Raw genomic sequence first — 25376 nt, 5'->3', positions numbered from 1 at the left:
GATCAGCCCGGCCGGTAGCCCGGCCGGTCACCCCCGAGCGCGAGGTCAGCGGGCCGTCCGGCCGGCACTGACCAGGTAGGCGAACACCGCGCGGTGTGGCGGCAGGCCGCCGTGGCCGATGCTGCCCAGCACCGTCAGCGACTGCGACCCCGACGACGACGCCGGGACGGTGAACCGGTACCGGACCAGGCCGTGCCGATCCGCACGGCCGGTCCAGACGGTGCCGCCATCGGCCGAGCGGCGCAGCCGGACCGGTTCGCCGGCGCCGAAGCCGGAGACCACCAGGTCGGCACTGGCCCCGGGCCGCAGCCGGGCGGGGCTGGCCAGCAGCCGGCCGGTGGCGTCGAAGGCGACCACCGGAAGGTCCTGGGCAACCGGGCGCAGGGTCGGGAACACCGACCCGGAGCCGGCCAGCAACGAGGCAGGCACCGACAGCAACAGCAGGCCCAGGGCGGCCACCCCGAGCGTGGCGGCACGCAGCGAGCGGGCGGATTCTCCCGGCATGGAACTTCGTCCTCACTGTGCGGTGTCCGATGTTCTATCGGCCACCGCGGGCCCGGCTGAACACCGGTGCCGGGACTGATCTGGCAAATGCTGCGCTACCGGTTCGGCCGGCCGAGCCAGTCCGGATGGGCGTAGAGGGTGCGGGAGGTGGCGACCGCGGGCCGGGCCCCGTCGCTGAGGTACAGCACGTGCGACCCGCCGCCGGCCCGGGACTGCTCCAGCGCGGTCCTGGCCTGCGCCAGCAGCGTCACGCTCTGGCCGGCGTCGTCACCGGGGCCGTCGGACAGCACCGACAGCCCCAGGTTGACCGCCATCGGGAACTGCCGGCCGTCGATGCTCTCCGGCACGGCCAGCGCCTGCTCCAGCCGGCCGGCCACCGCCTCGGCCTGCTCGGGCCCGACCTCCTCGGCGATGATGACGAACTGGTTGTCGCCGACCCGGCTGATCACGTCGCTGCCGCGCAGGGTGGTCTGCAACCGCCGGGCCAGCGCCACCTGCAGCCGGTCGGCCAGCTGCTGGTCGCCGCCGGCCAGCTCCTGCCACCCGGCGAGCTCGGCCACCAGCACGGCGCAGCCGGTGCCGATCCGGTGCGCGCGTTGCACCGTCTCGACCAGGCCCTGCTCCAGGGCGGCCGAGTTCAGGGTGCCGGTCAGCGGGTCCAACCGGGCCGCGAACTCCACCTCGCGCTCGGCCCGCTGGCTCAGGTCCTCCACCTGCGCCAGGGCGTACAGCGGCCGGTCGTCGTCGTCGAACAGCGGGGTGGTGGTGACCCGGACCCAGCAGGAGCTGCCGTCGGCACGCAGCAACCGCTTCTCGGTGCGGAACGGGGTGCGCCGGCCGGCCATCGCCCGGCGCATCGCCGAGGCGGTCGGGCCCCGGTCGTCCGGATGGGTGAAGCGTTCGAACTCACCGGTCACCAGCTCCTCGCGGGGACGGCCGGTGAGACGGCAGAGCGCGTCGTTGGCGCGCAGGCAGCGGCCGGGGTCGGCGGCGTCCAGGCTGAGCATCGCCATTCCCACCACCGACTCCTCGAAGGCCACCCGCAACGCCTGCTCGGAGGTGCGCAACTGGTCCAGCCGGTCGAGCAACAGGTCGTCCTGCGCGCTCACCCGGGCGGCCAGCTCGTGGTGTTCCAGGACGGCCGCCGCCTGGGCCAGCACCAGCCGCAGGGCGGTCTCGGCCAGCCGGGACGACGGCTCGGCGGACGCCCCGCGCTCGAAGGTCAGCCAGCCCAGCCGCCGGCCGGTGCCGCTGAGGATCGGATGGCTCTCCACCTCACCGGCGCCGGCGTGCTCCCGGCGACGCCAGCGGCCGCGGGCCGGCGCCACCGGCTCGTCGGGACCGGCCACCAGGGCCGCGGCATTGCGGCCGGCCAGCGCCACCGGCTCCAGGTCGCCGTCCCGGTCGAACACCCGCACCGCCACGGCCGCCGCCCCCAGCAACGCCAGGGCGTCATCGGCAAGCTCGGAGAGCCGGGCGGAGACCGCTGCCATCGGATGCCTTCTCTTCCGCAACGAGGCCAGCGCAGGCGCGCTGCCGGGCCCGCTCGATGTGCTGTTAGCGAACCATCGTCACCATACGCAGCTAACTGAGCGGATACGCCGGATTAGCCCGACGTGGTGTGTCCGCGCCGCGGCAGGCCGAGCGGGCCTGGCCACCGCCCGTGCTCGGCCTCGGCGGCCGGCTGCGGGGCGAGCACGTTGCCGGTCGAGGGTTGGGTACCCGGCTGCCGGGTGAGCGAGGCCAGGTGCAGCAGCGGCGTGACCAGCGCATCGTAGACCCGGGGCAGCAACCGGAAGCCGGCCACGATGAGCGGATTGGCCGGTCCCACCGACACCCGGGCCCGGCGCCGGTCCACGCAGCTCACGATCGCCCGGGCCACCTTCTCCGGAGAGTCCACCGGCGCCGGCGGCCGCGCCGAACGGCCGGTGACATTGGCCGCCTGCGAGTAGATCGGGGTGTTGACGCCGCCGGGCGACACCGAGCTGACCAGGATGGCCGGCTCGTCCCGGGTTTCGAGCTGCAACACCCGCAGCATGCCGGCCTGGCCCCACTTGGCCACCACGTAGGCACCCATCTGCGGCGCGGCGATCGAGCCGAGCAGCGAGTTGACCACCACCAGGTGACCGCGGTGCTGGGCGCGGAACGCGGCCAGCGCCGCGCGGGCGAGGAAGAAGGTGCCCTTCACCGCGGTGTCGACCACCGCGGTGAAGATCTCGGTAGGCAGCTCCTCCAGGTTGCCGTAGGCCATCACGGTGGCCGCGTGCACCACCACGTCGAGCCGGCCGTGCTGCTCCACGGCACCGGAGATCAACCGGCCGACCGCCTGCTCGTCGGCCACGTCGGTCACCGCCACCGAGGCGCCCGCCGCACCCTCGGCCAGGCACTGCGCGGCCACCACGGCCAGCCGCTCGGCGCTGCGCGAGGCGAGCACCAGGTGGGCACCGCGGCCGGCGAAGGCCCGGGCGGCCGACAGCCCGATGCCGCTGGAGGCGCCGGTGACGACCACCACCTCCGGCCGCGGCGACTCCTCGGTCACGGCTGCAGCACGACCTTGATGCAGCCGTCCTCCTTGTTGCGGAACATCTCGTAGCCGGCCGGCGCCTCGGCCAGCGGCAGCCGGTGGGTCACCAGGTCCAGCACCCCCAGCGGGTCGTCCGGGTCCATCGCCAGTTCCAGAACCTGGTCGCTCCAGCGGCGCACGTTGGCCTGCCCCATCCGCAGCTGCACCTGCCGGTCGAACATCTCCATCATCGGCATCGGGTCGACCTCGCCGCCGTAGACGCCGCTGACCGACACGGTGCCGCCGCGCCGGACCCCCTTCACCGCCGCGTGCAGCGCGTCCAGCCGGTCGACGGCGAACTTGTCGGTGACCCGCTGCGCGATCGGGTCGGGCAGCAGCCCGGTCATCTTCTGCGCCAGCGCGACCGGCCGGTTGCCGTGCGCCTCCATGCCCACCGCGTCGATCACCGCGTCCGGGCCGCGCCCGTCGACCAGCTCGATCAGGCTGCTCGCCACGTCGTCGACCGTCTCGAAGTCCAGCGGCTCGGCGCCGTAGCGGGCGGCCAGCGCCAACCGCTCGGGCACGGTGTCCACCCCGATCACCCGCTCGGCACCCAGGTGCTTTGCGATCCGGACCGAGAACTGGCCGACCGGGCCGAGCCCCAGCACCGCGACGGTGCTGCCCGGCTGCACGTCGGCATAGGCCACCGCCTGCCAGGCGGTGGGCAGGATGTCGGACAGGAACAGGAACTGCTCGTCCGGGGTGCCCTGCGGGACCTTGATCGGGCCGAACTGCGCCTGCGGCACGCGCAGGTACTCGGCCTGCCCGCCGGGCACCGAGCCGTACAGCGAGGTGTAGCCGAACAGCGCCGCGCCCTTGCCCTCGGAGCGGACCTGGGTCGTCTCGCACTGGGAGAACAGTTGCCGCGAGCACATCCAGCAGAACCCGCAGGAGATGTTGAACGGCACCACCACCCGGTCACCGGGCTGCAGGTGGGTGATGTCGGAGCCGACCTCCTCGACGATGCCCATCGCCTCGTGGCCGAGGATATCGCCGGGCTCGAGGTACGGGCCCAGCACGCCGTACAGGTGCAGGTCCGAGCCGCAGATGGCGGTCGAGGTGACCCGGATGATCGCGTCGGTCGGTTCCAGGATCTGCGGATCCGGCACGTCGACGACTTCGACCTTGAGATTTCCTTGCCAGGTAAGAGCTTTCACGGTGGTCTCCCTGCTCGTCGGCAGGAGCGGGAGCACGGCAAGGACTCGGCCTGCAGACGGCGTCTGGCCAGTTCGGCACGATGGCCGCTGCTGCTCAGCGGATACCGCCAGTTAACCACGGCAGCTGCCGGGGAGCCCGTCGCGGTACGGTCGAATTTATGCAGCCCCACAGCCAGTACTCCCCCTCGGCGACGGTGCGTGCCGACGGCGCGCCGGACGCGGTGGTGATCGGCGCCGGCCACAACGGGCTGGTGGCGGCCAACCTGCTCGCCGACGCCGGCTGGGACGTCGTGGTGTGCGAGGCGACCGAGCACCTCGGGGGCGCGGTCCGCTCCGCGGAGGTGACCAGTCCCGGTTACCTGTCGGACCTGTACAGCGCGTTCTACCCGCTGTCGGCTGCCTCTCCGGTGCTGCGTGGGCTGGAGCTGGACTGCTACGGCCTGCACTGGACGCACGCGCCCAGCGTGCTGGCGCATGTCTTTCCCGACGACCGGTGCGCGGTGCTGTCCCGCGACCTGGAGGTGACGGCGGCCTCGGTGGAGGAGTTCGCTGCCGGCGACGGTGCCGCCTGGCGGCAGCTCGCGGCCGAGTGGGAGGAGATCCGGCAGCCGCTCATCGACGCCCTGTTCACGCCGCTGCCGGCGCTGGGCCCGGCCACCCGGCTGCTGGCCCGGCTCGGCACCGCGGGCGCCCTGCGGATGGCGCGGCTGGGCCTGCTGCCGGTCCGCCGGCTCGGCGAGGAGCGCTTCACCGGCGCGGGGGCGCCGATGCTGCTGGCCGGCAACGCGCTGCACGCCGACCTCTCCCCGGAGGGGGCCGGCAGCGGGATCTACGGCTGGCTGCTGGCCATGCTGGGGCAGAGCTACGGCTTTCCGGTGCCGGTGGGCGGCGCCGGCATGCTGACCCGGTCGCTGGCCGACCGGCTGGCTGCCCGGGGCGGCAGCATCCGGTTCAGCTCCCCGGTGGAGTCGGTCGAGGTGCGGTCCGGCACCGCGGTGGGCGTCCGGCTGGCTTCCGGCGAGCGGATCGCCGCCCGGCGCGGGGTGCTCGCCGACGTGACCGCCCCGGCCCTGTACCGGGAACTGGTCGGCGAGCAGCACCTGCCGGCTCGGTTCGTCCGCGATCTCGACAACTTCCAGTGGGACACCCCCACCATCAAGGTCGACTGGGCGGTCCGGGCCAAGGTGCCGTGGACGGCCCCCGGCGCGCGCGGTGCCGGCACCGTGCACCTGGGCGTCGACCTCGACGGGCTGACCCGGTACGCGGCGGACCTGGCCACCCGGCAGGTGCCGCAGGCGCCGTTCCTGCTGTTCGGCCAGATGACCACCTCCGACCCCAGCCGGTCCCCGGCCGGCACCGAGTCGGCCTGGGCCTACACCCACCTGCCGTCCGGGGTGCCGCTCGGCGAGGACGTGATCGCCGAGCACGTGGAACGGATCGAGGCGTGCATCGAGCGGCATGCGCCCGGCTTCCGGGAGCTGGTGATCGGCCGCCGGGTCGCCTCGCCCGGACAGCTGGAGCGGGAGAACCCCTCGCTGGTGCACGGTGCCGTCAACGGCGGCACCGCCCAGCTGCACCAGCAGCTGGTGTTCCGTCCGGTGCCCGGCCTCGGCGGCGCCGGCACCCCCGTCGACCGGCTGTTCCTCAGCGGCTCGTCCGCCCATCCGGGCGGTGGCGTGCACGGGGCGCCGGGGTCCAACGCCGCCAAGGCCGCGCTGGCCCGGGCCGGCCTGTTCGGGGCCGGCCGGCGCAGGGCCACCCAGCTGCTGAGGAACCGGATCTACCGCGAGCCCGGCAAACGGCACCCGTCGCTGTCCGGCGCGCGCTCCTAGCTACCGGCCCGCCCGGCCAGCCGTCCAGGCGGCGGGGGCAACCGGCATGGTTGCGCTCACCGGGGTGCAACGCTTAGCGTCAGCATTGCCGGTTGCCGACAGCGCTCCGGCTGGCTGAACATCCAGCTGCCCGCCCGTTCCGGGCTCGGGGCCACCATTGCCTATAGGCCTGCCGTGCTGTGCGCACCGCGCACGCCGACCGCCGGCACATCCGCTGAGGAGTTCGCAGCCGTGAACATCGACAAGGACCAGATCATCTCGCTGCTGCGCCAGCAGAACCACCCGCAGGCCGACCAGGCCGAGCAGGAGCTGCCGGACCAGGTCGATCCCGAGCAGCATGCCGACCTGCTGGCCAAGTTCGGGCTGAACCCGCAGGAGTTGCTGGGCACGTTCGGCGGCCTGGGCAACCTGCTGTGACGCATCCCCTCCGAGAGGACCTTCGATGACCGAGCACGACCTGTCCGACCAGCCGCCCACCGACGGCAAGCCGGCCACCGAGGCGCCGGTGGTCGCCGGTGCCGGTGAGAGCTTCGACGCGCTGGACAGCGACACGCCGCTGTCGGTGGACTCCGAGCAGGACGGCTCGGGGCAGCCCGGCTCCGGCTCCGGTACCAGCTGATGACCCTCGACGAGCTGCCCGCCGAGCTCCGGTCGCTGGGTGACGCCGCGCAAGAGGTGCTGCTGGACCGGCCCGCGGCGGTGCGGCAGCTGGCTCCGGTGCCGTTGCTGCAGCTCGGCACCGGCTCGGACGGAGCAGCCGAGCCGCACTGGCCGCCGAACGCCGACCTGTGGGTGTGAGCCCGCGGAAGAACTGGCGCCCCACCATCGCGATCGGCACGTACAACCCCGGGTAGATCGGGGTGTTCGGCAACGCGAGGGCGACCTTGGGGTACGACGTCAGCTGCCAGTAGTTGTGCCGCTCCTGCAGACACTCGATGATCCAAGCCGGCCCGTCCGGACATCCGGATGGGCCTGGTAACCGAATCCCTGGGCAGCATCCGACGCGCCGCGTCGTCGCGACGAGCAGGAGCCCCGGTGACCAGATCCGACCACTCGGACCAGACCAGCATCAGAACGCAACGAATCGCGAGAGCGTGGCCGCGCCGAGTCTGCCTCGGGGTGGTTGGCGCCGTCAGCGTGACGGCGCTGGCCGCGTGCGGTTCGTCCTCCTCGCAGTCGCCTACTCCGGCATCTTCGACTGTCTCCGCTTCATCGGGCGGCGGCACGAGCCCAGGGGCTACGGCCTCCTCGACTGCCGACTCTTCGCAGCCGGCCGCTCAGCCGGCGGTCATCACGATCAGCAAGTTCGCCTATACGGTTCCAGAATCGGTAAGTCCCGGCGCCATGATCACGGTGGTGAACCAGGACGAGGAGGCGCATACCGTCACGGCCGACTCCGGTGGCGCCTTCGACGACAAGGCGACCGCGGGTGCCAGCACCCGGTTCCAGGCACCGACGAAGCCGGGAACTTACCCGTTCCACTGCACCTACCACTCGAACATGCATGGTGTGCTGGTCGTCACATGAGCCCGGCATCTCCACTGGGGGGTGGCCGGCGGCTCGCCGACATCACACTGCGCGGGATGACCGCAGCAGGACTGCTGGTCGATGCGGTGCTTCATCTGCAGCTGGCAGCGAACTACCAGTTGGCCGCGCCGGGCGGCATCGGCCAAGGCAACCTGTTCCGGATCGAAGCAGTACTCGCCGTCCTGGCGGCGCTGTTGCTGGTACTGCGGCACGGTAACCGGACCGCCTATGCCATGGCCCTTCTGATGGCGGGCGGCGGATTGACCGCCCTGCTCGTCTACCGCTACTACCAGCTGCCCGCGTTCGGACCCTTTCCGGCAATGTATGAGCCGGTGTGGTTCTTCAAGAAGAGCCTTGCCGCCATCGCGGAGGCAGTGGCCACTGCCGCAGCTCTTGCCGGGTATCTGCAGGCTGGCCAATCCATTTCGGTGAGCGCGGCGAACCACTGACACGTCTCACTCGCTGCCGGCATCCCGTCCGGCTGACGTCCCGGAGGAATCGTATGAAGAAGTCCCTGCTCCTGTGCGCGCCGGCGCTCGCCCTGGGCGCTGCTGCCCTGGCGATGCCGGGGGCGGCATCGGCCGCCGGTAGCACGTCCTATCAGGCCCAGCTGAAGGCGCTGAACCACTCGTCGGCCTCGGGCACCCTGATGATCTCGTTGAACGGATCGCAGGCGACCATCACCGAGAACGTCTCGGGCCTGGCAGACAAGTTCGGCGGCAACCCCTACCCGCACGTGCAGCACATCCACATCGGCGCCAAGGGCGACTGCCCGACCACCGCGGCCGATGCCAACAACGACGGCGTGATCAGCACCACCGAGGGTGCGGCCAACTACGGCGGCATCGGGACGACGCTGTCCACCTCGGGCGACACCAGCCCCGCCGCCGGCACCACCCTGACCGTCGCGCCGTCTGGTGCCTCGTTCAACTACTCGCGCACCATCTCCCTGGATTCCAAGACGATGGACGCGCTCGCCGCCGGAACCGCGGTGGTGGTCGTGCACGGCCTGGACCCGGCCACCCTCAGCAAGCAGGCCCAGGGCGAGAAGAGCGACCTGGTCCCTTCGCTGCCGCTGGCCGCCACCTCTCCGGCACTGTGCGGAACCCTGGTGGCCTCGCAGATGTCGTCGATGCCCGGTGGTGCGGCTGACACCGGCGGTGGCAGCACCGCGGGGATCGAAGACCAGGCAGTGCTCGGTTTCGGGGGAGCCCTGCTCGTGGCCGGCATCGGTGCCGGCGCGCTGGCGATGCGTCGCCGAACCGCGTCGGAGAGCTGACCGAACAGGACTGAGCGGATCCATGCCTGGTATCGCACCGCACGCTCGCCGTGGCCGGCTGACAGCCGCCGCGGCGGGCGTGCTGGTCGCGGTCGGGGTGCTGCTGCTGGTCGTCGGCCTGCGCGCCCAGCGGCAGCCACCGCAACCACCGGCGGCAGCCGCCGTTCCGTATTCTGCCGCACCGCAAACGCCGTTCCCGACCGGATCGAGCAGCACCACGCGACCCGCCCCAGCGACGCCGGGACGGCAGCTGCTGGCCAGGTCGGTACCGGTGACGCTGGAGATCCCGGCGATCAAGGTGCGCTCGGAGTTGCTCCAGCTCGGCCTCAATCCCGACCGGACGGTGCAGGTTCCGCCGCTGGCCCGCGATTCACGGGCCGGCTGGTACAAGTACTCCCCCACTCCCGGCCAGCTGGGTCCGTCGGTGATCCTGGGCCATGTCGACTCGGCCGAGTACGGTCCCGGGATCTTCTTCCGGCTCGGCGCGCTGCGCCCGGGGAGCACGGTGACCGTCACCCGGGCCGACCGGAGCACGGCGGTGTTCCGGGTGGACCGGGTGGTGTCCTATCCCAAGGACCACTTCCCCACCCTCGAGGTGTACGGCAACACCGACAACGCCCAGCTGCGGTTGATCACCTGCGGCGGCAGGTTCGACTTCAGCACGCACAACTACCAGGACAACATTGTCGCCTTCGCCACCCTGGTGTCCAGCAAGCGCGGCTAGCGCCGCCGACGGATAAGGAAATGCTGATGAACACAAGGCAACTGGCCACCGGCCTGGGTGTGCTGGCGGTGCTGCTCACCGGCTGCGCCTCCGGTGGGAACTCCGGCAGCCCGGCCCCGGACAGCACCGCCATGGCCGGCATGTCCATGGCAGCCGGGGAATCGATGGCCGGCATGACGATGGCGCCCGGCCAGTCGATGGCCGGCATGACGATGGCGCCGGCCGCGAATGTGCCGTCGGAGGCAGCCGCCATGGTGTGCTCGCAGGACATCCGCGACCAGGTCCGGACGGTGCTGCAGCTGGACGCACCTGCCCCGGTGCAGTCCAGCTGGCGCGACAAGCTCTACACCTGCAGCTACACCCTCCCGATGGGGCGGATGGTGCTGTCGGTCAAGGAATCGGCAGACAAGCCCGCCGCGCGCGAGTACTTCGAAGGGCTGCGCGGCCAGCTGGGCAGCACCGAACCGCTTCTCGGACTGGGCGAGCAGGCCTACGCGACCAAGACCGGAATCGCCGTCGTGCTCAAGGACAACATGACGCTGCGGGTGGACACCACCGGCCTGCCGGCGGTCTTCGGCCCGCAACAGCAGCGGCGCACCGACCTGGCCTACGAGATCGCCTCGGACGTGCTCGGCTGCTGGACCGGGGACGGTGACGAGTAGCCCTTCCGACAGGGGTCAGGACCGCCGCGGCGCCGGACCCATCGCGCGCGCCACGATGTCGGGTGTCATCAGCGTCTCCGGCGAGTCGAGCAGGCCGGTCACCCGGAGCAGTGCCTTGGCCAGCACCGGATCCCGGGTCGCGCCCGCCCGCACCCTGGCCAGGAACGCCGCACTCACCTCGACGTCCTCGCTGCAGGCACCGGCCATCCCGGCGAGCTCCAGGTCGGCCCCGGCGGCCATGTTCCAGGGGACATCGAGGGCGACGGAGACGTCCTTGGCGAAGACCAGCGGTTGTGGCAGGCCGTACTGCAGGTGCTCGCGCAGCAGCAGGGCCTGCTGCGCGGCCACCGTCATGCCCTGTCGGTAAACCGGGTTGATGCTGCCCACCGCGTCGCCCACCACCAGCAACCGTTCCGGCAGCCGGTCCAGCTGCTCGTAGCGCCGCCGCAGGCTGCCCGCGAACTCCTCGGTCACCACGTCGTCGAGCGGCCGGGCGCCGGCCAGTGCGGAGTAGACGTCGGGGACCGGCAGCGCGCGCGTCCAGGCCAGCGCACTCGCCGGCGTGGACGGCACCGGGCCACCCGCGGGCCCGGTCAGGGTCAGCACGCATCGGCCGTGGCCGAGGTGGAGCAGCAGTGCACCGACCGGCTGTCCGGCATCCGCGGCCACCTCGATGCCCAGGTCGCCGTCGAGCACCGCCTCGTCGCGCAGCCGGTAGTGCCGGCTGGTGAAGGTGCGGCCGACCGGAATCCGCTCCTCCGCCGGCCGGCCGTAGCCGAGATCGGCCAGCCAGTCGGGCGTGTTCGAGCCGCGGCCGCCGGCATCGACCACCAGGTCCGCCTCGAGCACCTCGACGCCGCTGCCGGGCCGCCGGGACCGTACCCGCACGCCGCGCACCCGGCCGGCGTCCGCGGTGACCTCCAGGCCGAGGACGTCGGTGTGCTCGCGCAACCGCACGTTCGGCAGCGCCTGCACCCGAGCCGCCAGCTGGCTGTCCAGGGCCGACCGGTCCCACGCCACGCAGAACGCCCCGGTGGCGACCGGCTGCACCCGCTGGCCGCCGACGTAGTGCCGCACCGCCGCGAGGTCCGCGATCGGGCTGCCCGCCGCGACCGCGTCCTCGGCCAGCCCCGGAAACAGCTCCGCCACGATCTGCTGGCCCCGCCCCAGCAGCAGCTGGGCATGCCGGGCGGCCGGGCCACCGAGCAGGGTGTTGCGGTCCAGGACGAGCACCTCGGCGAACGTCTCGGCGAGCACCCGGGCCGCCAGCAGCCCGGCCACGCTGCCGCCGAGCACCACCGCACGGTCTGCTTCGCGCCGTCCGGACATGGGCATCCTCCTCGGACTGGTTGGATCGGTAGTCGTCGCAGCCGAAGTCCCGCGTCGGGGCGGTTCGCCACCGGGCCGGCTGCCTTCAGCCCATGATTGGCGACCGCGGCCGGCCCCGGCACCTTCACGATTGCTGTCTGCAGACAGTGCGTCCGCGAGGCGTGCCATGATCACAGGCGTGCCGATCGAATCGTGGACGCCGAATTCCGGGCAGGGAATTGCCCGTGCGTCCCGGACGGTTCGGGCAGGGCGCGATTCCCTCGCGAATGACCCCGGCGGGTGCGACCGGTTCGCCAGCGCCAGGTTCTCGGGCCGCCGATGCCGCTGACCCGGGAGCCGGCCTGCCCCAAGCACATGGTGTTCGGCCCGTGCGGCGGGGTACGCGCCGACCTGTCGTGCGAGATGGCAGCGCACCGGTGCCCGTTCACCGAACGGCCGGCGGTGCCCGAGTGGACCGAACCCGCGGCTGGCCAGCTACCTGCTCAGCCGCCGGCGGCCAGCGCCCTGCTGGACGCGGCCCGCCATGGCCCGGTGGTGGTCACCGACCTCACCCTGCCGCCCTACGACGCCGCCGCGGTGGCCCGGATCACCGGCATCCTGGCCGGCTCCTGCGACGCGCTGCTGGTCGGCGAGCACCAGAACCGCCCGGACTTCCCGCCCACCCTGATGGCGGCGCTGATCCGGCAGGCCGGCGGCACCGGCTGGCTGACCCTGACCTGCCGGGACCGCAACCGGTTGATCCTGGAGCAGGAGCTGGTCGGGCTGCGGATCGCCGGCGCCGACGGGGTGCTGTGCGTCACCGGGGACGGCCGGGCCGAGGGGGTGCGTCCCGGCGTGACCCAGGTGTTCGACCTGGACGGCACCCGACTGGCGGGGCTGGCCGCCTCGCTGGGGGTGACCGCGGCGGTGGCCGAGGCACCCGACGCCCCGCCCCGCCCGCTGCGGCCGGCCCGGCTGCTGGCCAAGCAGCGGGCCGGCGCCCGGCTGGCGTTCCTCAACCACGTCGGCAGCGCGGCGCGGCTGGCGGCCTTCGTCCGGGCCGGCCGGGACCTCGGGGTCAGCCTGCCGCTGATCGCCGGCGTCGCGGTGTACACCGACCAGCGTTCGGCCCGGGTGCTGCAGAACTTTCCCGGACTGGAGCTGGATCCCGAGCCGGTGGCCCGGGTGCTGGCGGCACCCGACCCGGTCGCGGCCGGCATCGAGGCCGCGGTCGCCGAGGCTCGCCAGCTGCTGGCTCTCGACGGGGTGGTCGGGGTGAACCTGTCGGGCCTGGCCTCGGACCGGGGCGAGGACTACGCCGCCGAGATCAAGGCCGAGGTGGGACGCCGGATACGGTCTGAGCTGTGACCGATGACGAGGCGATGGCCGACGAGTTCGACACGATGGCCGCCTGGACCGCCGACGCGGTGGCTGAACTGGGACCCGAGCATGCGGTACCGGCGGGCTGCCGGGGCAGCGGCAGCCCGGCCGCGCTGCGCTGGCTGGCCGGCCGGTTGGGGCTGGGTCCGGGAACGCGGCTGCTCGACTGCGGTGCCGGCGTGGGCGGCCCGGCGGAACTGGCCGCCCGGGAGTTCGGCATGCGGCCGGTGCTCGCCGAGCCGATGCTGTCCGCCTGCCGGGCCTCGGCCCGGCTGTTCGGCCGCCCGGTGGTGGCCGCTGCCGGTGAGCGATTGCCTTTTGCCGACGGGATGTTCGACGCGGTCTGGAGCCTGGGGGTGCTGTGCACCGCGCCCGACCAGGCCGGCCTGCTGGCCGAGTTGCGGCGGGTGGTCCGGCCCGGCGGCCGGATCGGGTTGGTGGCCTACCTGCGCACCGTGCGGCGGCTTCCCGAGCAGCCGGAGGGCAATTCCTTCCGCACCGACGCCGAGCTCGCCGGCCTGCTGTCGGCAGCCCGGCTCGGGGTGCTCGAGCAGGCCGAGCTGGCCGACTTCGCCGCCCCCGGGCCGGACTGGCAGGCGGCCGCCGACCGGGTGGACGAGCTGATCGAGCGCCGGCACGGCAGCGATCCGCGCTGGCAGACCGCCCGGCACCAGGAGCAGATCATCGGCCGGCTGATCTCCGACGGCCGGGTGGCCGGCCGGGTGCTGGTGCTCAGCCCGGCGTGACCGCCGCAGCCCAGTCGACGGCGTCCAGCGCGGACCGGAAGGAGGCCACGGTGGCGCCCAGCTCGGCCGCCGAGGCACCGGCCAGCACGTCGCGCATCAGCGCCGAGGCCACCACCACGCCGTCGGCCTGGTGGCTGGTCTCGACCGCCTGGGCGGGTGAGGAGATCCCGAAGCCGACCAGCACCGGCAGGCTGGTGTGGTTGCGGATGCCGGCCACCGTGCGCTGCACGGTGGCCGAGACCTCGTCGCGCAGGCCGGTGACGCCCATGTTGCTGACCGCGTAGACGAATCCGCTGCTCAGCTCGGCGATCCGGCTGACCCGGTGCGGCCTGGTCGACGGGGCGACCAGCAGGATCAGCTCGAGCCCGGCAGCCCGGCTGGCGACCAGCAGCGGCTCCACCTCGTCGACCGGGGTGTCGGGCACGATCAGCCCGCGGACGCCGGCCGCTGCGAGTCGCTGGCAGAACGCCTCGTCGCCGGAGCGGCGCACGATGTTGCTGTAGGTCATGACGATCAACGGCACCCCGGCGTCCAGCGCCGCCAGCTCGTCCAGCAGCCCGGCGGTCCGCGCCCCGCGCGCCAGCGCCTGCCCGGAGGCGGCCTGGATGACCGGGCCGTCCAGCATCGGGTCGGAGAACGGCAACCCGATCTCGATCGCGTCGGCACCGTGCTCGGCGCAGGCCCGGACGTAGGACGTCCAGTCCGCGGTGATGCCGGCAGTCACGAACGGCACCAGCGACTTGCCGCCGGACGCCCGGCGCTGCCGCAGCGCCTGCTCCACCGGGCCGGGCGCCCGCCGGCCGGGCTCGGTCAGAGCCGGATCGGCCATGCTCGGGCCGGTCAGGGCCGGATCGGCCATGCTCGGGCCGGTCAGGGCCGGATCGGCCGTGCTCGGGCCGGTCATGCTCGGGCCGGTCATGCCAGCAGGCTCATCAGCTGGCCGGCGTCCTTGTCGCCGCGTCCGGACAGGGTCATCAGCACCGTGGAACCGGCGGCCAGCTCGCCCGAGCGGGCGGCCTGCAGGATCCAGGCGAGCGCGTGTGCGGACTCCAGCGCAGCCAGGATGCCCTCCGTCCGGGCCAGCGTGACCACCGCGTCGAGCACCTGCTCGTCGGTCGCGGTGGTGTACTCCACCCGGCCGGAGCTGCCCAGGCTGGCGTGCTCGGGCCCGACTCCGGGGTAGTCCAGGCCGGCCGAGATGGAGTGCGCCTCGGTGACCTGGCCGTCGGAGTCCTGCAGCACCTGGGAGTAGAAGCCGTGCAGGATGCCGGGCGAGCCGTCGGTCATCGCCGCGCCGCCGGCCGCCTCCACCCCGACCATCCGGGCCGAGGTGTCGACGAAGCCGGCGAACGTCCCGGCGGCGTTCGACCCGCCGCCGACGCAGGCCACCACCACGTCGGGCACCCCGCGCCGCAGCAGGCCCGCGCACTGGCCGCGCGCCTCGGTGCCGATGACGCTCTGGAACTCCCGGACCATCCACGGATAGGGATGCGGGCCCATCACCGACCCGAGGCAGTAGTGGGCCTCGTCCACCTGCGACACCCACTGCCGCAGCGCCTCGCTGCAGGCGTCCTTGAGGGTGCGGCTGCCGCTGGTGACCGGCACGACCCGCGCCCCCAGCAGCTCCATCCGGAACACGTTCAGCTGCTGGCGCTGGGTGTCGACCTCGCCCATGTAGACCGTGACGTCCAGGCCGAGCAGCGCGCCGGCGGTCGCGGTGGCCACCCCGTGCTGGCCGGCGCCGGTCTCGGCCAGCAGCCGCTGCTTGCCCATCCGCTGGGCCAGCAGCGCCTGGCCGATCACGTTGTTGATCTTGTGCGAGCCGGTGTGGGCGAGGTCCTCCCGCTTGAGCAGCAGGGTGATGCCCAGCTGCTCGGACAGCCGCCGCGCCGGGGTCACCGGGGTCGGCCGGCCGGCATAGACCTCCAGCGTCTGGGCCAGCGTGCGCTGGAAGCTCGGGTCCGCGCGGGCCTCGCGGTAGGCCGCTTCCAGCTCCTCGCAGGCCGGCACCAATGCCTCCGGGACGTAGCGGCCGCCGAAGTCGCCGAACCGGCCGAGGGCACCCGGATCGGTCATCGCCGAGGGGCCGGTGGTCAGCAGCGTGCCGGTCGTCTCGGCCGCGATCGGCGAGCCGGGGTACGGGGCGGGCGAGGAGGTCATCGCTGGTCGGAGTCCTTCGCAGTCTCGTAACGTCCGGGGCGGGCGGTCGGGGGCCGCCGCCGGCACCCACCCTACCAGCTAGCCGAAACTCTTCTAGAAGTGTTGTCGCCCGCGTCGAGAGTGTGCCGCACCGGCCGAGCGCCGACTAAGGTGATCCTCTCGCGGCGGAGCTGTTCCGACGAGGCGGAGGAGGTGCCCGGTGGCGAGGGCGGGAATCGCGAAGTACCGGCAGATCGGGCAGGACCTGGCCGCCCGGATCGGCCGCGGCGAGTTCCAGCCCGGGACGCCGCTGCCCTCCCAGGCACTGCTGAGCCGGGAGTACGGCGTCACCCTGATGACCCTCCGGCAGGCGTTGGGCCTGCTGGAGACCGACGGCCTGATCGCCCAGCTGCCCGGCCGCGGCACCTATGTCACCCCGGTGCCCACGCTGGACCTACGCTCGCTGAACAGCCTGGCCGAGGACCTGCGGCAGCAGGGGGTGGAGCTGGCCACCGTGGTGCTGGGCTGCCGGCTACGGGCGCTGCCGGCCGGCGTCGCCGCCGCGCTGGACCGGCTCCGGGGAGAGCCGGCGCTGCGCCTGGAGCGGCTGCGCCGGATCGGCCGCCGGCCCGCGGTGCACCAGGTGTCCTGGGTGCCGGCGCCCTGGTGCGAGGCACTGCTGGATGTCGACTTCGAGGCGGCCTCGCTGTACCGCTCGCTGGAGCAGCACGGCCGGCTGGCGATCGTACGGGCCACCGAGAGCCTGCGCGCCCGGGCGCTGCCCGCGGCGATCGCCACGGCCGTCGGCAAGCCTGCCGGCCGGCCGGTCCTGGTCGCCGAACGGATCACCTACGACGCCCGCAACCTGCCCATCGTCCATGACCTGGCCACCATCGTCGACGACTCGATCTCGGTCCTGGCCCAGCGCGCGCACCGGGGCACCGAGCTGTCCTGGGCGGCCAACGGCTGATCCCGCCTGATGCCGCGCCGCCCGGCGCCGGGCCGGCAGTAAGCTGACCCGACAGCCGATGGACGAAGGTGGTGCGCCCGCATGACGAACGACGCCTCGGCGGTTGCCGATCCCGAGGGCGCCCGGCCGCCCGGGGCGTCCCCGGACGGGATCGAGGCCGGCATCCGGTTGGACTTCCGCGAGGAGATGTCCTACGGCGACTACCTGCACCTCGGCGAGCTGCTGGGCGCCCAGCATCCGCTGTCGCGGCCGGTGGCGCACGACGAGTTGCTGTTCATCATCCAGCACCAGACCAGCGAGCTGTGGCTCAAGCTGCTGCTGCACGAACTGCTGGGCGCCCGCGAGGGGCTGCGCACCGACGACATCGGACTGGCCCTCAAGCGGCTGGCCCGGGTCAAGGGCATCCTGCACACCCTCACCGACCAGTGGACCATCCTGGCGACCCTGACCCCGAGCGAGTACCTCAGCTTCCGGGACTCGCTCGCCAGCTCCTCGGGCTTCCAGTCCTTCCAGTACCGGGCCGTGGAGTTCATCCTCGGCAACAAGAACGCCCGGATGCTGCAGATGTTCTCCCGGGACGCCGCCGCGCACGCGCTGCTGACCGACCTGCTCAACTCCCCCACGCTCTACGACGAGTTCCTGGGCTACCTGTCCCGGCACGGCTACCCGCTGCCCGCCTCGGTCACCGGGCGCGACGTCACCGAGGCGCACACCTTCACTCCGGAACTGGTCGACATCTTCAAGGTGATCTACGACGCGCCGGCCGAGAACTGGGACCTGTACGAGGGTTGCGAGGCGCTGGTCGACCTCGAGGACGCCTTCCAGTTCTGGCGGTTCCGGCACCTGAAGACGGTCGAGCGGATGATCGGCGGCAAGACCGGGACCGGCGGCTCCAGCGGAGCCACCTTCCTCCGCAAGGCCCTGGACCGGACCTTCTTCCCCGAGCTTTACTCGGTGCGTACCGCGCTGGACTGAAAGCGCTGTCTTCTCCTCCGGTCGTCCGGGAACGTCCGGCGCGCCGCCGGTCCGGCCGTAACTTCGTCCGGACTGCCTCGTTCCTTCTAGCACAGGCCGGGTTTCTTGACCCTGGCCAAAGGCCGCTTTTCCTATGCTTTCAGTACTTTGCTTCCCCCGTTCCCCTTTTCGAGGAGGTCACCCAGTGAGCACGCCGAGGTTTCGACGAGTCCTGGCCCTAGCAGCCGGCGCAGCCGCAATCGTCGCCGTCACCGCACTGCCGTCGGCCAAGGCCACCGCCGCGACGCCGCAGTGGGCGCCGGCCGCGACCGCGACGATCCACCCGGGCACCCAGATGTTCACCAACGGCGCCCAGTGCACCGCCAACTTCGTCTACTCCGACGGGGTCTCCACCTACGTCGGCTACGCCGCGCACTGCGCGGGCACCGGTGCCGCCACCGACACCAACGGCTGCACCACCCAGTCGCTGCCGCTCGGCACCCCGGTCACCTTCAACACCGGTGCCAACCTGGTCAGCGAGGGCACCCAGGTCGGCACCGGCACGCTGGCCTACTCCTCGTGGCTGGCCATGCAGCAGGCCGGCGAGACCAATGCCGACACCTGCGCCTACAACGACCTGGCCCTGGTGAAGGTGGATTCGGCCTACGTCGGCAGCGTGAACCCGTCGGTGCCGTTCTGGGGCGGCCCGCTGGCGCCGACCACCCAGGGCACCACGCTGGGCGCCTCGGTCTACAGCTACGGCAACTCGCTGCTGCGCGGCGGCATCGAACTGCTCTCGCCCAAGCGCGGCGTCAGCCTCGGTGACGACGCCGGCGGCTGGACGCACACCGTCTACACCGTGACCCCCGGCATCCCGGGTGACTCAGGCTCGGGCTTCATGGACGCCTCCGGCCATGCCCTCGGCGTGCTGTCCACGGTGGCGCTGGCCCCGCTGGCCGGCTCCAACGGCGTCGGCGACCTGGCCAAGGAACTGGCCTACGCCAACAGCCACGGCATGTCCGGTGTCGCGCTGGTGCCGGGCACCGAGGCCTTCTCGCCGATCATCTGACAGCCCCTTACCGCCACCCTCCAGGCGGGAACGGCCCGCAACCCACCCGGGTTGCGGGCCGTTTCGGTTCTCCGGCGTGCGTCGAGGAATCTTCCGACATCCGAGACAAGATGCCGTCCGGCAGGGCATTCTCGACCTGCTGGGAAACGACTCGGGGGAGATTTCCATGGTGCGCATGTTTCGGGCCGGAGCCGTCGTAGTCACCCTGCTGTGGCTCGGTGCCTTACCAGCGGCCGCACAACCGGCAGCCATCACCGTGCAGACCTCGCCGATCACGCTCACCGTTGCCGACCCTGGCAAGGGCACCGGAACGCTGACCACCACGAACCTCACGGACGCACCGGTCACGATCCAACTGGCGATCGAGAACCCAGCGGGTTGCCGCATCAGCCCCACCCAGGAGCTGATCCCCGCCGCGATCCAGCACGACACAGCTGTCACGGTCACCGGATGCGGCCTGCACGCGGGCAGTGCCGTCGACGTCAAGGTCACACCCGGCACCGGCAATGCCATCACGATCCAGGCCACGGTCGACGCACAACCGTCACCCAGGTGGTCGATCATGAGCAGGTCGTTCTTCTTCGCGCTCGTGGGTGCCCTCGTGATCTGCGTCGGCGTGCTCGTCTGGGCAGGCCGGAAAGGCCTTGCGGGGAAGAGTCTTCAGGGCCTCGGCAAGGACTACGACCTGTCCAAGAGCTGGGCAACCACGGCGACCCTCATCTCCACCGCGTTCGCCGGCCTCTTCGGTTCCACCGACGTCCTCAAGAAGTTGCTCGGCAAGGACGATGCGGATCTCACCACCCTGGTCGGCGTATCCGCGGCACTCGCCCTTGCCTTCGTCACCGCCGGACCACTGGTCCTCGGCGCGCTCAAGAACAAGGAAGGGCAGGTTACCGTCCCCGGCCTGCTGGCCGGAGCGCTGCTGACCCTGGCCGGCACCGGCGGCCAGGTGCTCGTCCTGTTCCAGGTCGGACACCAGTTGGATCTGGGTACGTTCGCCGGCATCAAGACCAACACGATCGTGCTCTGGTTGGGCTTTCTCGGAACGGCTTTACTGGCTTGGTACGCGTGGCGGTCGCTGAGAACCGCAATCGAGCAAGGGGTCAAACCGCTCGAGAAATCGACCACCACCATCACATCGCAACGGCCCAAGTCCCGCAGAGAAGTGGCCAAGCAGGTCGACAGGCTCCGCGAGATCAGCCCCGACGCCCTCGAAGACGCGATAGATCAGCTGCATGAGGAGGAGACCGCCCAGCAGTACGAGATCGCCCTCGCCGAGCCCAGCCGCCCCCGGCCAGCGATCCTGTAGCGCCTGCCGTGCGGGACGCACCTCGGAACGCGTCCTTCCCGCGTCGGTAGCATGGCTGGCAGGCCTGCACCGCCGGCCGGACCGCGGCAGGGGGCCAGCATGAACGACACGAGCCAGCCGTCCGGCGCTCCCCGGCTGCTGCTTGGCCCGGCGCTGCGCCACGTCGGCCGGGACGACGCCACCGTCTGGGTCGAGACCGACCGGGCCTGCGAGGTGGAGATCCTCGGCCACCGGGAGCGGACCTGGTGCATGGCCGGCCACCACTACGCCCTGCTGGTGCTGAGCGGACTGCCGGCCGGGCAGAGCACCCGCTACGACGTCCGGCTGGACGGCCAGCCGGTCTGGCCGCTGCCCGACGACCCGCGACCGCAGCCGCGCATCCGCACCCTCGGCGACGGCGGGCCGGTCCGGGTCGCGTTCGGCTCCTGCCGCTACGCCCGCTCCTCGGCGGTGACCGACGACCAGAACTTCGAGCCGGACGCCCTGATGGTGCTGGCCCGTGAACTGGCCGGGCAGGACGAGGCGAACTGGCCGGACGCGCTGCTGATGCTCGGTGACCAGGTCTACGCCGACGAGACCACCGAGGCGACCCAGCAGCGGATCCGGCAACGGCGCGACATCACCACCGGTTCGCGCGAGCAGGTGGCCGACTACGAGGAGTACACCTGGCTCTACGCCGAGTCCTGGAACGATCCGGACGTGCGGTGGCTGATGTCGGTGCTGCCCAGCTCGATGATCTTCGACGACCACGACATCTGCGACGACTGGAACACCTCGCGCGCCTGGCGGGAGGACATGCAGGCCACCGACTGGTGGGCCGAGCGGGTGATCGGCGGGCTGGCCTCGTACTGGGTCTACCAGCACCTGGGCAACCTGGGCCCCGCGGACCTGGCCGCCGACGAGCTCTACCAGCAGGTCCGCGGCCACTCCGGCGACGTCGAGCAGCTGCTGCGCGCGTTCGCCGAGCACGCCGACGCCGAGGCCGACGGCGCGAAGGGCACCCGGTGGTCCTACCGGCGCGACTTCGGTCCGATCCGGCTGCTGATGATCGACTCCCGGTGCGGGCGGATCCTCGACGGCGAGCGCAGCATGCTCGGCACCGGCGAGCTGGCCTGGATCAGCGAGCAGGCCGACGGCGACTACGACCATCTGCTGATCGGCACCTCGCTGCCCTGGCTGCTGGCCCGGGCGCTGCACGACATCGAGTCCTGGAACGAGGCGCTGGCCGACGGGGCGCGCGGCGCCCGGCTGGCGCGCTGGTCGGAGTCGCTGCGCCGGGCCGCCGACCTCGAGCACTGGGCCGCCTTCCACCGCTCCTTCGAAGACCTCACCGACCTGATCGGCGAGGTCGCCCGGGGCAAGCGCGGCAGCCGGGCACCGGCGACGGTGTGCGTGCTGTCCGGCGACGTCCACCACGCCTACGTGGCCCGGGTCGACTTCGGCGAGCCGGTGGACTCAGCCGTCTACCAGCTGACCTGCTCGCCGCTGCACAACTACGTTCCCACCGCGATGAAGGTGGCGTTCCGGTTGGCCTGGAGCAAGCTGGCCGAGCGCACCACCCGCACCCTGCTGGGCGTGCTGACCAAGGTGCCGCGCACCCGGGTGAGCTGGACCCGGGAGGCCGGGCCGTACTTCGGCAACGAGCTGATGACCTTTTCCGCGGCCGGCCGGCTGGCCGTGGTGGAGCTGGCCAAGACCCGCTCGGAGTCCCGCGAACCCGGCCTGCGGGTGGCGAAGCGGATCGCTCTGTCCAGCGGCTGAGCTCCCGATCGGACCACCGGCTAAGCTGCCCTGCGGAGCGGCCGTGCTGCCGAAGCCGATGCATCCGGCCGGGCATTGCATGCTGGAGGCGGACACCGCCATGGACCGCATCGCTGATATCTGGGGACAACGCACACCGCACGACCGGGGCACGGTATGGCCGGCCCGGGTGGACAGCCATCTCACCGACGGGATTCCCGAAGCCGAGGTCGACCGGTGGGTGGTCTCGGCCTGCCTGCTGTGCAGCAACGGCTGCGGCTGCGAGATCGCCGTCAAGGACGGCCGGATGGTGGGCATCCGGGGCCGCGCCACCGACGTCATCAACCACGGCCGGCTGGGGCCCAAGGGCCTCTATGGCAGCACTCCGTTCGCCTCGTCCGCCGACCGGCTGACCCGTCCGCTGGTGCGCGACGGCGGCCAGCTCGTCCCCGCCTCGTGGGAGAGCGCGATGGGACGGGTGGTCGAGGTCTCGCAGCGGCTGTTGCGCGAGAAGGGCCCACTGTCGCACGGCTTCTACACCAGCGGACAGCTGTTCGCCGAGGAGTACTACACCCTGGCGGTGATCGGCAAGGCCGGCATCGGCACCCCGCACATGGACGGCAACACCCGGCTGTGCACCGCCACCGCCGCGGCGTCGATGAAGGAATCCTTCGGCTGCGACGGGCAACCGGGCAGCTACACCGACATCGACTCCTGCGACGCGATCTTCCTGTTCGGGCACAACATGCCCGAGACCCAGACCGTGCTCTGGGCGCGGATCCTGGACCGGCTGGCCGGCGGCCAGCCGCCGGCGATCGTGTGCGTCGACCCGCGCCGCACCCAGGTCGCCGAGGCCGCCGCGGCCAGCGGCGGGGTGCACCTGGCGCCGCGACCGGGCACCAACCAGGCGCTGATGAACGGGCTGACCCGGGAACTGATCGCCAACGGCTGGCACGATGCGGCCTGGGTGTCCGAGCGCACCGTCGGCTTCGACGACCTCGCCGCCACCGTGGAGCCCTACACCCCCGAGCAGGTCGGGCAGATCTGCGGCATCGACCCGGCCGACCTGCGCCGCGCGGCGGCGATCTTCGGCACCTCGGAGCGGGTGCTCAGCACGGTGCTGCAGGGCTTCTACCAGTCCCACCAGGCCACCGCCGCCTCGGTGGCGGTCAACAACCTGCACCTGCTGCGCGGCATGCTCGGCCGGCCGGGCGCCGGCATCCTGCAGATGAACGGCCAGCCCACCGCGCAGAACAACCGGGAATGCGGAGCGGACGGTGACCTGCCGGGTTTCCGCAACTGGGACAACGACAAACACGTCAGCGAGCTGGCCCGGCTGTGGAACGTCGACCCGCTGGTCATCCCGCACTGGGCGCCGCCCACCCATGCGATGCAGATGATGCGCTACGCCGAGCAGGGCAGCATCTCCTTCCTGTGGATCTCGGCGACCAACCCGGCGGTGTCGATGCCCGACAGCGCGCGGATCCGCCGCATCCTCGGCGGCCAGCAGTGCTTCGTGGTGGTGCAGGACCTGTTCCTCACCGAGACCGCGCGGCTGGCCGACGTGGTGCTGCCGGCCGCGGGATGGGGCGAGAAGACCGGCACGTTCACCAACGTCAGCCGCACCGTGCACCTGTCGGACAAGGCCGTCGACCCGCCGGGCGAAGCCAAGAGCGACCTCGACATCTTCCTGCTCTACGCCGAGCGGATGGGTTTCACCGACTCCGACGGGGCGCCGCTGGTGCGCTGGCGCACGCCGGAGGAGGCGTTCGCCGCCTGGCAGGAGTGCAGCCGCGGCCGTCCGGTCGACTACACCGGGCTGAGCTATGACAAGCTGCGCGGCCCGACCGGGATCGCCTGGCCGTGCAACGACCAGGCCCCGGACGGCACCGACCGGCTCTACACCGACCCGGTCTTTCCCTCCGACACCGACCAGTGTGAGAACTACGGCCACGACCTGCTCACCGGCGGCACGGTCACCCGGCAGGAGCACCTGGCGATGCGGCCTGCCGGGCGGGCGTTCCTCAAAGGCGCGCCGTACCAGCCGGCGCACGAGCCGGTGAGCGCCGAGTACCCGCTGCTGTACTCCACCGGCCGCACCGTCTACCACTTCCACACCCGCACCAAGACCGCCCGGTCGGCGGCGCTGCAGCAGGCCGCTCCGGACGCGTGGGTGGAGCTGTCGGAGACCGACGCCGCCGCGCTGGGCATCACCGAGGGCGACCAGGTCGCCGTCGAGTCACCCCGCGGACGGATCGAGGTGCGGGCCCGGATCGGGCGGGTCCGTCCCGGCGCCGTCTTCGCCCCGTTCCACTACGGCTACTGGGATCTCGACGCCGCCGGCCCGGACGGTGGCCCCGCTCGGGATGCCAACGAGCTGACGATGACCGTCTGGGACCCGGTCTCCAAGCAGCCGCTGTTCAAGACGGCCGCCTGCCGGGTCACCAAGATCGGCGATGCCACGGGCCCGGCCCCGGCGCCCAGCACCGCCGCGTCCGCGCCACCGCAAGGGCGCCCGGCGCCAGCCACCGCGGGTGGCCAGCCGACCGTCACCCGGATCGTGACGCCGACCCCGGGCTACCCCAACGACCCGTCCTTGGGAACCGACTCGCCGGCCCCCACCAGCACCGTCGCAGGGAGGAAGTGATGCCACAGCTGGCCACCTACCTCGGCCTGCTGCACCACGCCGAGCAGACGCTGACGGACTCCTTCGTCACCGTGGGGCACGGCCACCAGGCAGAGGTCGACGTCTATCACACCTGCGAGTCACTGGCGCGGATGAGCCTGGAGCACGAGAAACAGCTCGCTCCGGTCGTCGCCCGGTACGGCGAGCAGCGCCGCGGCGAGGACGTCGAGGAACCGGAGCGGTTGCACGCCGCCGGCGTCGCGGAAGTCCGGGCGGGCCCGGTGGGCCTGCTGCGCGACCTGCAGGACCTGTACCTGCTCGCCACCCTGGTGCACAGTTGCTGGACGGTGGTGCTGCAGGCCGCCCAGGGCACCCGGGACCAGGAGCTGATCGAGATCGCCCAGACCTGCATGGGCGAAACCTCCCGGCAGCTGACCTGGCTACAGACCCGGATCAAGGTCGCCGCGCCGCAGGCGCTGCTGGTCGCCCCCTAGGACGGGTCACGCCCTGGCCGGCCGGTCCACGGTCAGCCCGTGGCATCGGCCGCAACGCCGGCCAGCTCGGCCAGCGGCGTGCCGGGGTCGGCCAGCCGATCGGCCGGGATGCGGGCCTGCGAGCGGATGAGTCCCTTGATGTCGTCGACGACGTCCCAGATGTTGACGTTCATCCCCGCCAGCACGTGCCCGTCCCGGACCCAGAAGGCGATGAACTCCCGGCTGGCCACGTCACCGCGGAATACCACCTGGTCATAGCCGCCGGGATCGACGTAGCCGACGTACTCCATCCCCAGGTCGTACTGGTCGGTGAAGAAGTAGGGCAACTGGTCGTGGTGGGCGGGCTGGTCGAGCATCGAGGCTGCGACCGTCACCGGCTGGTTGAGGGCGTTG

The 25376-nt window shown here is 72.2% G+C and carries 26 protein-coding genes; 18 read left to right on the top strand and 8 right to left on the bottom strand.

The annotated features are described in order from the left end of the window. Positions 1–45: 45 nt before the first annotated feature. The 4 genes from VLJ82_RS03750 to VLJ82_RS03735 form a co-directional block, all read right to left on the bottom strand. Positions 46–504 (bottom strand): hypothetical protein, encoded by a 459-nt coding sequence (locus tag VLJ82_RS03750; RefSeq protein ID WP_408661981.1) that lies wholly within the window; start codon positions 502–504, stop codon positions 46–48. A 95-nt stretch (positions 505–599) separates the two neighbouring features. Next, on the bottom strand, positions 600–1997 hold the full coding sequence (locus VLJ82_RS03745; RefSeq protein ID WP_408661980.1) for a PAS domain S-box protein: 1398 nt from the start codon (positions 1995–1997) through the stop codon (positions 600–602). A gap of 113 nt (positions 1998–2110) precedes the next feature. Further along, positions 2111–3043 carry an SDR family NAD(P)-dependent oxidoreductase gene (locus tag VLJ82_RS03740; RefSeq protein WP_408661979.1) on the bottom strand — a complete coding sequence of 311 codons (933 nt, stop codon included), beginning with the start codon at positions 3041–3043 and terminating at the stop codon, positions 2111–2113. Next, positions 3040–4224: a zinc-dependent alcohol dehydrogenase gene (locus tag VLJ82_RS03735; protein ID WP_408661978.1), complete on the bottom strand. Its 1185-nt coding sequence runs from the start codon at positions 4222–4224 to the stop codon at positions 3040–3042. The genes VLJ82_RS03740 and VLJ82_RS03735 overlap by 4 nt, the downstream gene beginning before the upstream one ends. 158 nt (positions 4225–4382) lie before the next feature. Here VLJ82_RS03735 and VLJ82_RS03730 point away from each other — a divergent pair, with 158 nt between their 5' ends. From VLJ82_RS03730 to VLJ82_RS03690, 9 genes are all read left to right on the top strand, one after another. Further along, a complete protein-coding gene (locus tag VLJ82_RS03730) occupies positions 4383–6056 on the top strand; it encodes a phytoene desaturase family protein (RefSeq protein WP_408661977.1) in 1674 nt (557 codons plus the stop codon). A gap of 231 nt (positions 6057–6287) precedes the next feature. Next, entirely contained in the window at positions 6288–6473 is a 186-nt protein-coding gene (locus tag VLJ82_RS03725; RefSeq protein WP_408661976.1) for a hypothetical protein, read from the top strand. Between the two features lie 25 nt (positions 6474–6498). Further along, positions 6499–6675 carry a hypothetical protein gene (locus VLJ82_RS03720; protein WP_408661975.1) on the top strand — a complete coding sequence of 59 codons (177 nt, stop codon included), beginning with the start codon at positions 6499–6501 and terminating at the stop codon, positions 6673–6675. Further along, positions 6675–6854 (top strand): hypothetical protein, encoded by a 180-nt coding sequence (locus VLJ82_RS03715; protein ID WP_408661974.1) that lies wholly within the window; start codon positions 6675–6677, stop codon positions 6852–6854. The genes VLJ82_RS03720 and VLJ82_RS03715 overlap by 1 nt, the downstream gene beginning before the upstream one ends. 168 nt (positions 6855–7022) lie before the next feature. Further along, positions 7023–7583, top strand: coding sequence for a cupredoxin domain-containing protein (locus VLJ82_RS03710; RefSeq protein WP_408661973.1), 561 nt, complete (start codon positions 7023–7025; stop codon positions 7581–7583). A gap of 56 nt (positions 7584–7639) precedes the next feature. Further along, on the top strand, positions 7640–8032 hold the full coding sequence (locus tag VLJ82_RS03705) for a hypothetical protein (RefSeq protein WP_408661972.1): 393 nt from the start codon (positions 7640–7642) through the stop codon (positions 8030–8032). A gap of 53 nt (positions 8033–8085) precedes the next feature. Next, complete coding sequence (locus VLJ82_RS03700; protein ID WP_408661971.1) at positions 8086–8862, top strand: hypothetical protein; 777 nt, start codon at positions 8086–8088, stop codon at positions 8860–8862. A 22-nt stretch (positions 8863–8884) separates the two neighbouring features. Further along, on the top strand, positions 8885–9586 hold the full coding sequence (locus VLJ82_RS03695) for a class F sortase (RefSeq protein WP_408661970.1): 702 nt from the start codon (positions 8885–8887) through the stop codon (positions 9584–9586). 26 nt (positions 9587–9612) lie between these two features. Next, complete coding sequence (locus VLJ82_RS03690; protein ID WP_408661969.1) at positions 9613–10248, top strand: hypothetical protein; 636 nt, start codon at positions 9613–9615, stop codon at positions 10246–10248. Positions 10249–10263: 15 nt separating this feature from the next. On the opposite strand, the gene VLJ82_RS03685 is transcribed toward VLJ82_RS03690, so the two are convergent. Further along, on the bottom strand, positions 10264–11577 hold the full coding sequence (locus VLJ82_RS03685; protein WP_408661968.1) for an NAD(P)/FAD-dependent oxidoreductase: 1314 nt from the start codon (positions 11575–11577) through the stop codon (positions 10264–10266). Positions 11578–11895: 318 nt separating this feature from the next. Between VLJ82_RS03685 and VLJ82_RS03680 the strand changes: the two genes are divergently transcribed. Both VLJ82_RS03680 and VLJ82_RS03675 read left to right on the top strand, forming a co-directional pair. After that, complete coding sequence (locus VLJ82_RS03680) at positions 11896–12924, top strand: methylenetetrahydrofolate reductase (RefSeq protein WP_408661967.1); 1029 nt, start codon at positions 11896–11898, stop codon at positions 12922–12924. Beyond that, positions 12921–13682 carry a class I SAM-dependent methyltransferase gene (locus VLJ82_RS03675; protein WP_408661966.1) on the top strand — a complete coding sequence of 254 codons (762 nt, stop codon included), beginning with the start codon at positions 12921–12923 and terminating at the stop codon, positions 13680–13682. The genes VLJ82_RS03680 and VLJ82_RS03675 overlap by 4 nt, the downstream gene beginning before the upstream one ends. Here the strand turns inward: VLJ82_RS03675 and trpA are convergent. Then, entirely contained in the window at positions 13669–14601 is a 933-nt protein-coding gene (gene trpA / locus VLJ82_RS03670; RefSeq protein ID WP_408661965.1) for a tryptophan synthase subunit alpha, read from the bottom strand. The genes VLJ82_RS03675 and trpA overlap by 14 nt on opposite strands. After that, a complete protein-coding gene (trpB, locus tag VLJ82_RS03665) occupies positions 14598–15758 on the bottom strand; it encodes a tryptophan synthase subunit beta (protein WP_408662013.1) in 1161 nt (386 codons plus the stop codon). Before trpB ends, trpA begins: the two co-directional genes overlap by 4 nt. A gap of 283 nt (positions 15759–16041) precedes the next feature. On the opposite strand from trpB, the gene VLJ82_RS03660 reads away from it, so the two are divergent. The 7 genes from VLJ82_RS03660 to VLJ82_RS03630 all read left to right on the top strand — a co-directional run bounded on the left by VLJ82_RS03660 (position 16042) and on the right by VLJ82_RS03630 (position 24983). Continuing rightward, a complete protein-coding gene (locus VLJ82_RS03660) occupies positions 16042–16791 on the top strand; it encodes a GntR family transcriptional regulator (RefSeq protein WP_408661964.1) in 750 nt (249 codons plus the stop codon). An 81-nt stretch (positions 16792–16872) separates the two neighbouring features. Further along, positions 16873–17766 carry a tryptophan 2,3-dioxygenase gene (locus VLJ82_RS03655; protein ID WP_408661963.1) on the top strand — a complete coding sequence of 298 codons (894 nt, stop codon included), beginning with the start codon at positions 16873–16875 and terminating at the stop codon, positions 17764–17766. 184 nt (positions 17767–17950) lie between these two features. After that, positions 17951–18814: a hypothetical protein gene (locus tag VLJ82_RS03650; protein WP_408661962.1), complete on the top strand. Its 864-nt coding sequence runs from the start codon at positions 17951–17953 to the stop codon at positions 18812–18814. 166 nt (positions 18815–18980) lie between these two features. Then, positions 18981–20123: a hypothetical protein gene (locus VLJ82_RS03645; protein WP_408661961.1), complete on the top strand. Its 1143-nt coding sequence runs from the start codon at positions 18981–18983 to the stop codon at positions 20121–20123. Between the two features lie 99 nt (positions 20124–20222). Then, on the top strand, positions 20223–21884 hold the full coding sequence (locus VLJ82_RS03640) for an alkaline phosphatase D family protein (RefSeq protein ID WP_408661960.1): 1662 nt from the start codon (positions 20223–20225) through the stop codon (positions 21882–21884). Positions 21885–21984: 100 nt separating this feature from the next. Further along, positions 21985–24510 (top strand): molybdopterin oxidoreductase family protein, encoded by a 2526-nt coding sequence (locus VLJ82_RS03635; protein ID WP_408661959.1) that lies wholly within the window; start codon positions 21985–21987, stop codon positions 24508–24510. After that, positions 24510–24983: a hypothetical protein gene (locus VLJ82_RS03630; RefSeq protein ID WP_408661958.1), complete on the top strand. Its 474-nt coding sequence runs from the start codon at positions 24510–24512 to the stop codon at positions 24981–24983. The genes VLJ82_RS03635 and VLJ82_RS03630 overlap by 1 nt, the downstream gene beginning before the upstream one ends. 32 nt (positions 24984–25015) lie before the next feature. Here VLJ82_RS03630 and VLJ82_RS03625 read toward each other — a convergent pair. Beyond that, the coding region (locus VLJ82_RS03625; protein ID WP_408661957.1) for an oxidoreductase C-terminal domain-containing protein at positions 25016–25376 on the bottom strand (361 nt) is incomplete at its 5' end.

Source organism: Jatrophihabitans sp. (assembly GCF_035474675.1).
Lineage (GTDB): Bacteria > Actinomycetota > Actinomycetes > Mycobacteriales > Jatrophihabitantaceae > Jatrophihabitans_A.
Note: the sequence above shows the minus strand (reverse complement) of the source record. Positions and strands in the feature narration are given on the sequence as shown.

What these genes read in the sequence shown, in the direction of transcription:
- VLJ82_RS03720 (WP_408661975.1), top strand. Translation starts at nt 6,499, where the DNA reads ATGACCGAGCACGACCTGTCCGACCAGCCGCCCACCGACGGCAAGCCG.
- VLJ82_RS03700 (WP_408661971.1), top strand. Translation starts at nt 8,086, where the DNA reads ATGAAGAAGTCCCTGCTCCTGTGCGCGCCGGCGCTCGCCCTGGGCGCT.
- trpB (WP_408662013.1), bottom strand. Translation starts at nt 15,758, where the DNA reads ATGACCGATCCGGGTGCCCTCGGCCGGTTCGGCGACTTCGGCGGCCGC.
- VLJ82_RS03715 (WP_408661974.1), top strand. Translation starts at nt 6,675, where the DNA reads ATGACCCTCGACGAGCTGCCCGCCGAGCTCCGGTCGCTGGGTGACGCC.
- VLJ82_RS03635 (WP_408661959.1), top strand. Translation starts at nt 21,985, where the DNA reads ATGGACCGCATCGCTGATATCTGGGGACAACGCACACCGCACGACCGG.
- VLJ82_RS03695 (WP_408661970.1), top strand. Translation starts at nt 8,885, where the DNA reads ATGCCTGGTATCGCACCGCACGCTCGCCGTGGCCGGCTGACAGCCGCC.
- VLJ82_RS03745 (WP_408661980.1), bottom strand. Translation starts at nt 1,997, where the DNA reads ATGGCAGCGGTCTCCGCCCGGCTCTCCGAGCTTGCCGATGACGCCCTG.
- VLJ82_RS03685 (WP_408661968.1), bottom strand. Translation starts at nt 11,577, where the DNA reads ATGTCCGGACGGCGCGAAGCAGACCGTGCGGTGGTGCTCGGCGGCAGC.
- VLJ82_RS03710 (WP_408661973.1), top strand. Translation starts at nt 7,023, where the DNA reads ATGGGCCTGGTAACCGAATCCCTGGGCAGCATCCGACGCGCCGCGTCG.
- VLJ82_RS03640 (WP_408661960.1), top strand. Translation starts at nt 20,223, where the DNA reads ATGAACGACACGAGCCAGCCGTCCGGCGCTCCCCGGCTGCTGCTTGGC.
- VLJ82_RS03690 (WP_408661969.1), top strand. Translation starts at nt 9,613, where the DNA reads ATGAACACAAGGCAACTGGCCACCGGCCTGGGTGTGCTGGCGGTGCTG.
- VLJ82_RS03680 (WP_408661967.1), top strand. Translation starts at nt 11,896, where the DNA reads ATGCCGCTGACCCGGGAGCCGGCCTGCCCCAAGCACATGGTGTTCGGC.
- VLJ82_RS03655 (WP_408661963.1), top strand. Translation starts at nt 16,873, where the DNA reads ATGACGAACGACGCCTCGGCGGTTGCCGATCCCGAGGGCGCCCGGCCG.
- VLJ82_RS03730 (WP_408661977.1), top strand. Translation starts at nt 4,383, where the DNA reads ATGCAGCCCCACAGCCAGTACTCCCCCTCGGCGACGGTGCGTGCCGAC.
- VLJ82_RS03645 (WP_408661961.1), top strand. Translation starts at nt 18,981, where the DNA reads ATGGTGCGCATGTTTCGGGCCGGAGCCGTCGTAGTCACCCTGCTGTGG.
- VLJ82_RS03750 (WP_408661981.1), bottom strand. Translation starts at nt 504, where the DNA reads ATGCCGGGAGAATCCGCCCGCTCGCTGCGTGCCGCCACGCTCGGGGTG.
- VLJ82_RS03630 (WP_408661958.1), top strand. Translation starts at nt 24,510, where the DNA reads ATGCCACAGCTGGCCACCTACCTCGGCCTGCTGCACCACGCCGAGCAG.
- VLJ82_RS03705 (WP_408661972.1), top strand. Translation starts at nt 7,640, where the DNA reads ATGACCGCAGCAGGACTGCTGGTCGATGCGGTGCTTCATCTGCAGCTG.
- trpA (WP_408661965.1), bottom strand. Translation starts at nt 14,601, where the DNA reads ATGACCGGCCCGAGCATGACCGGCCCGAGCACGGCCGATCCGGCCCTG.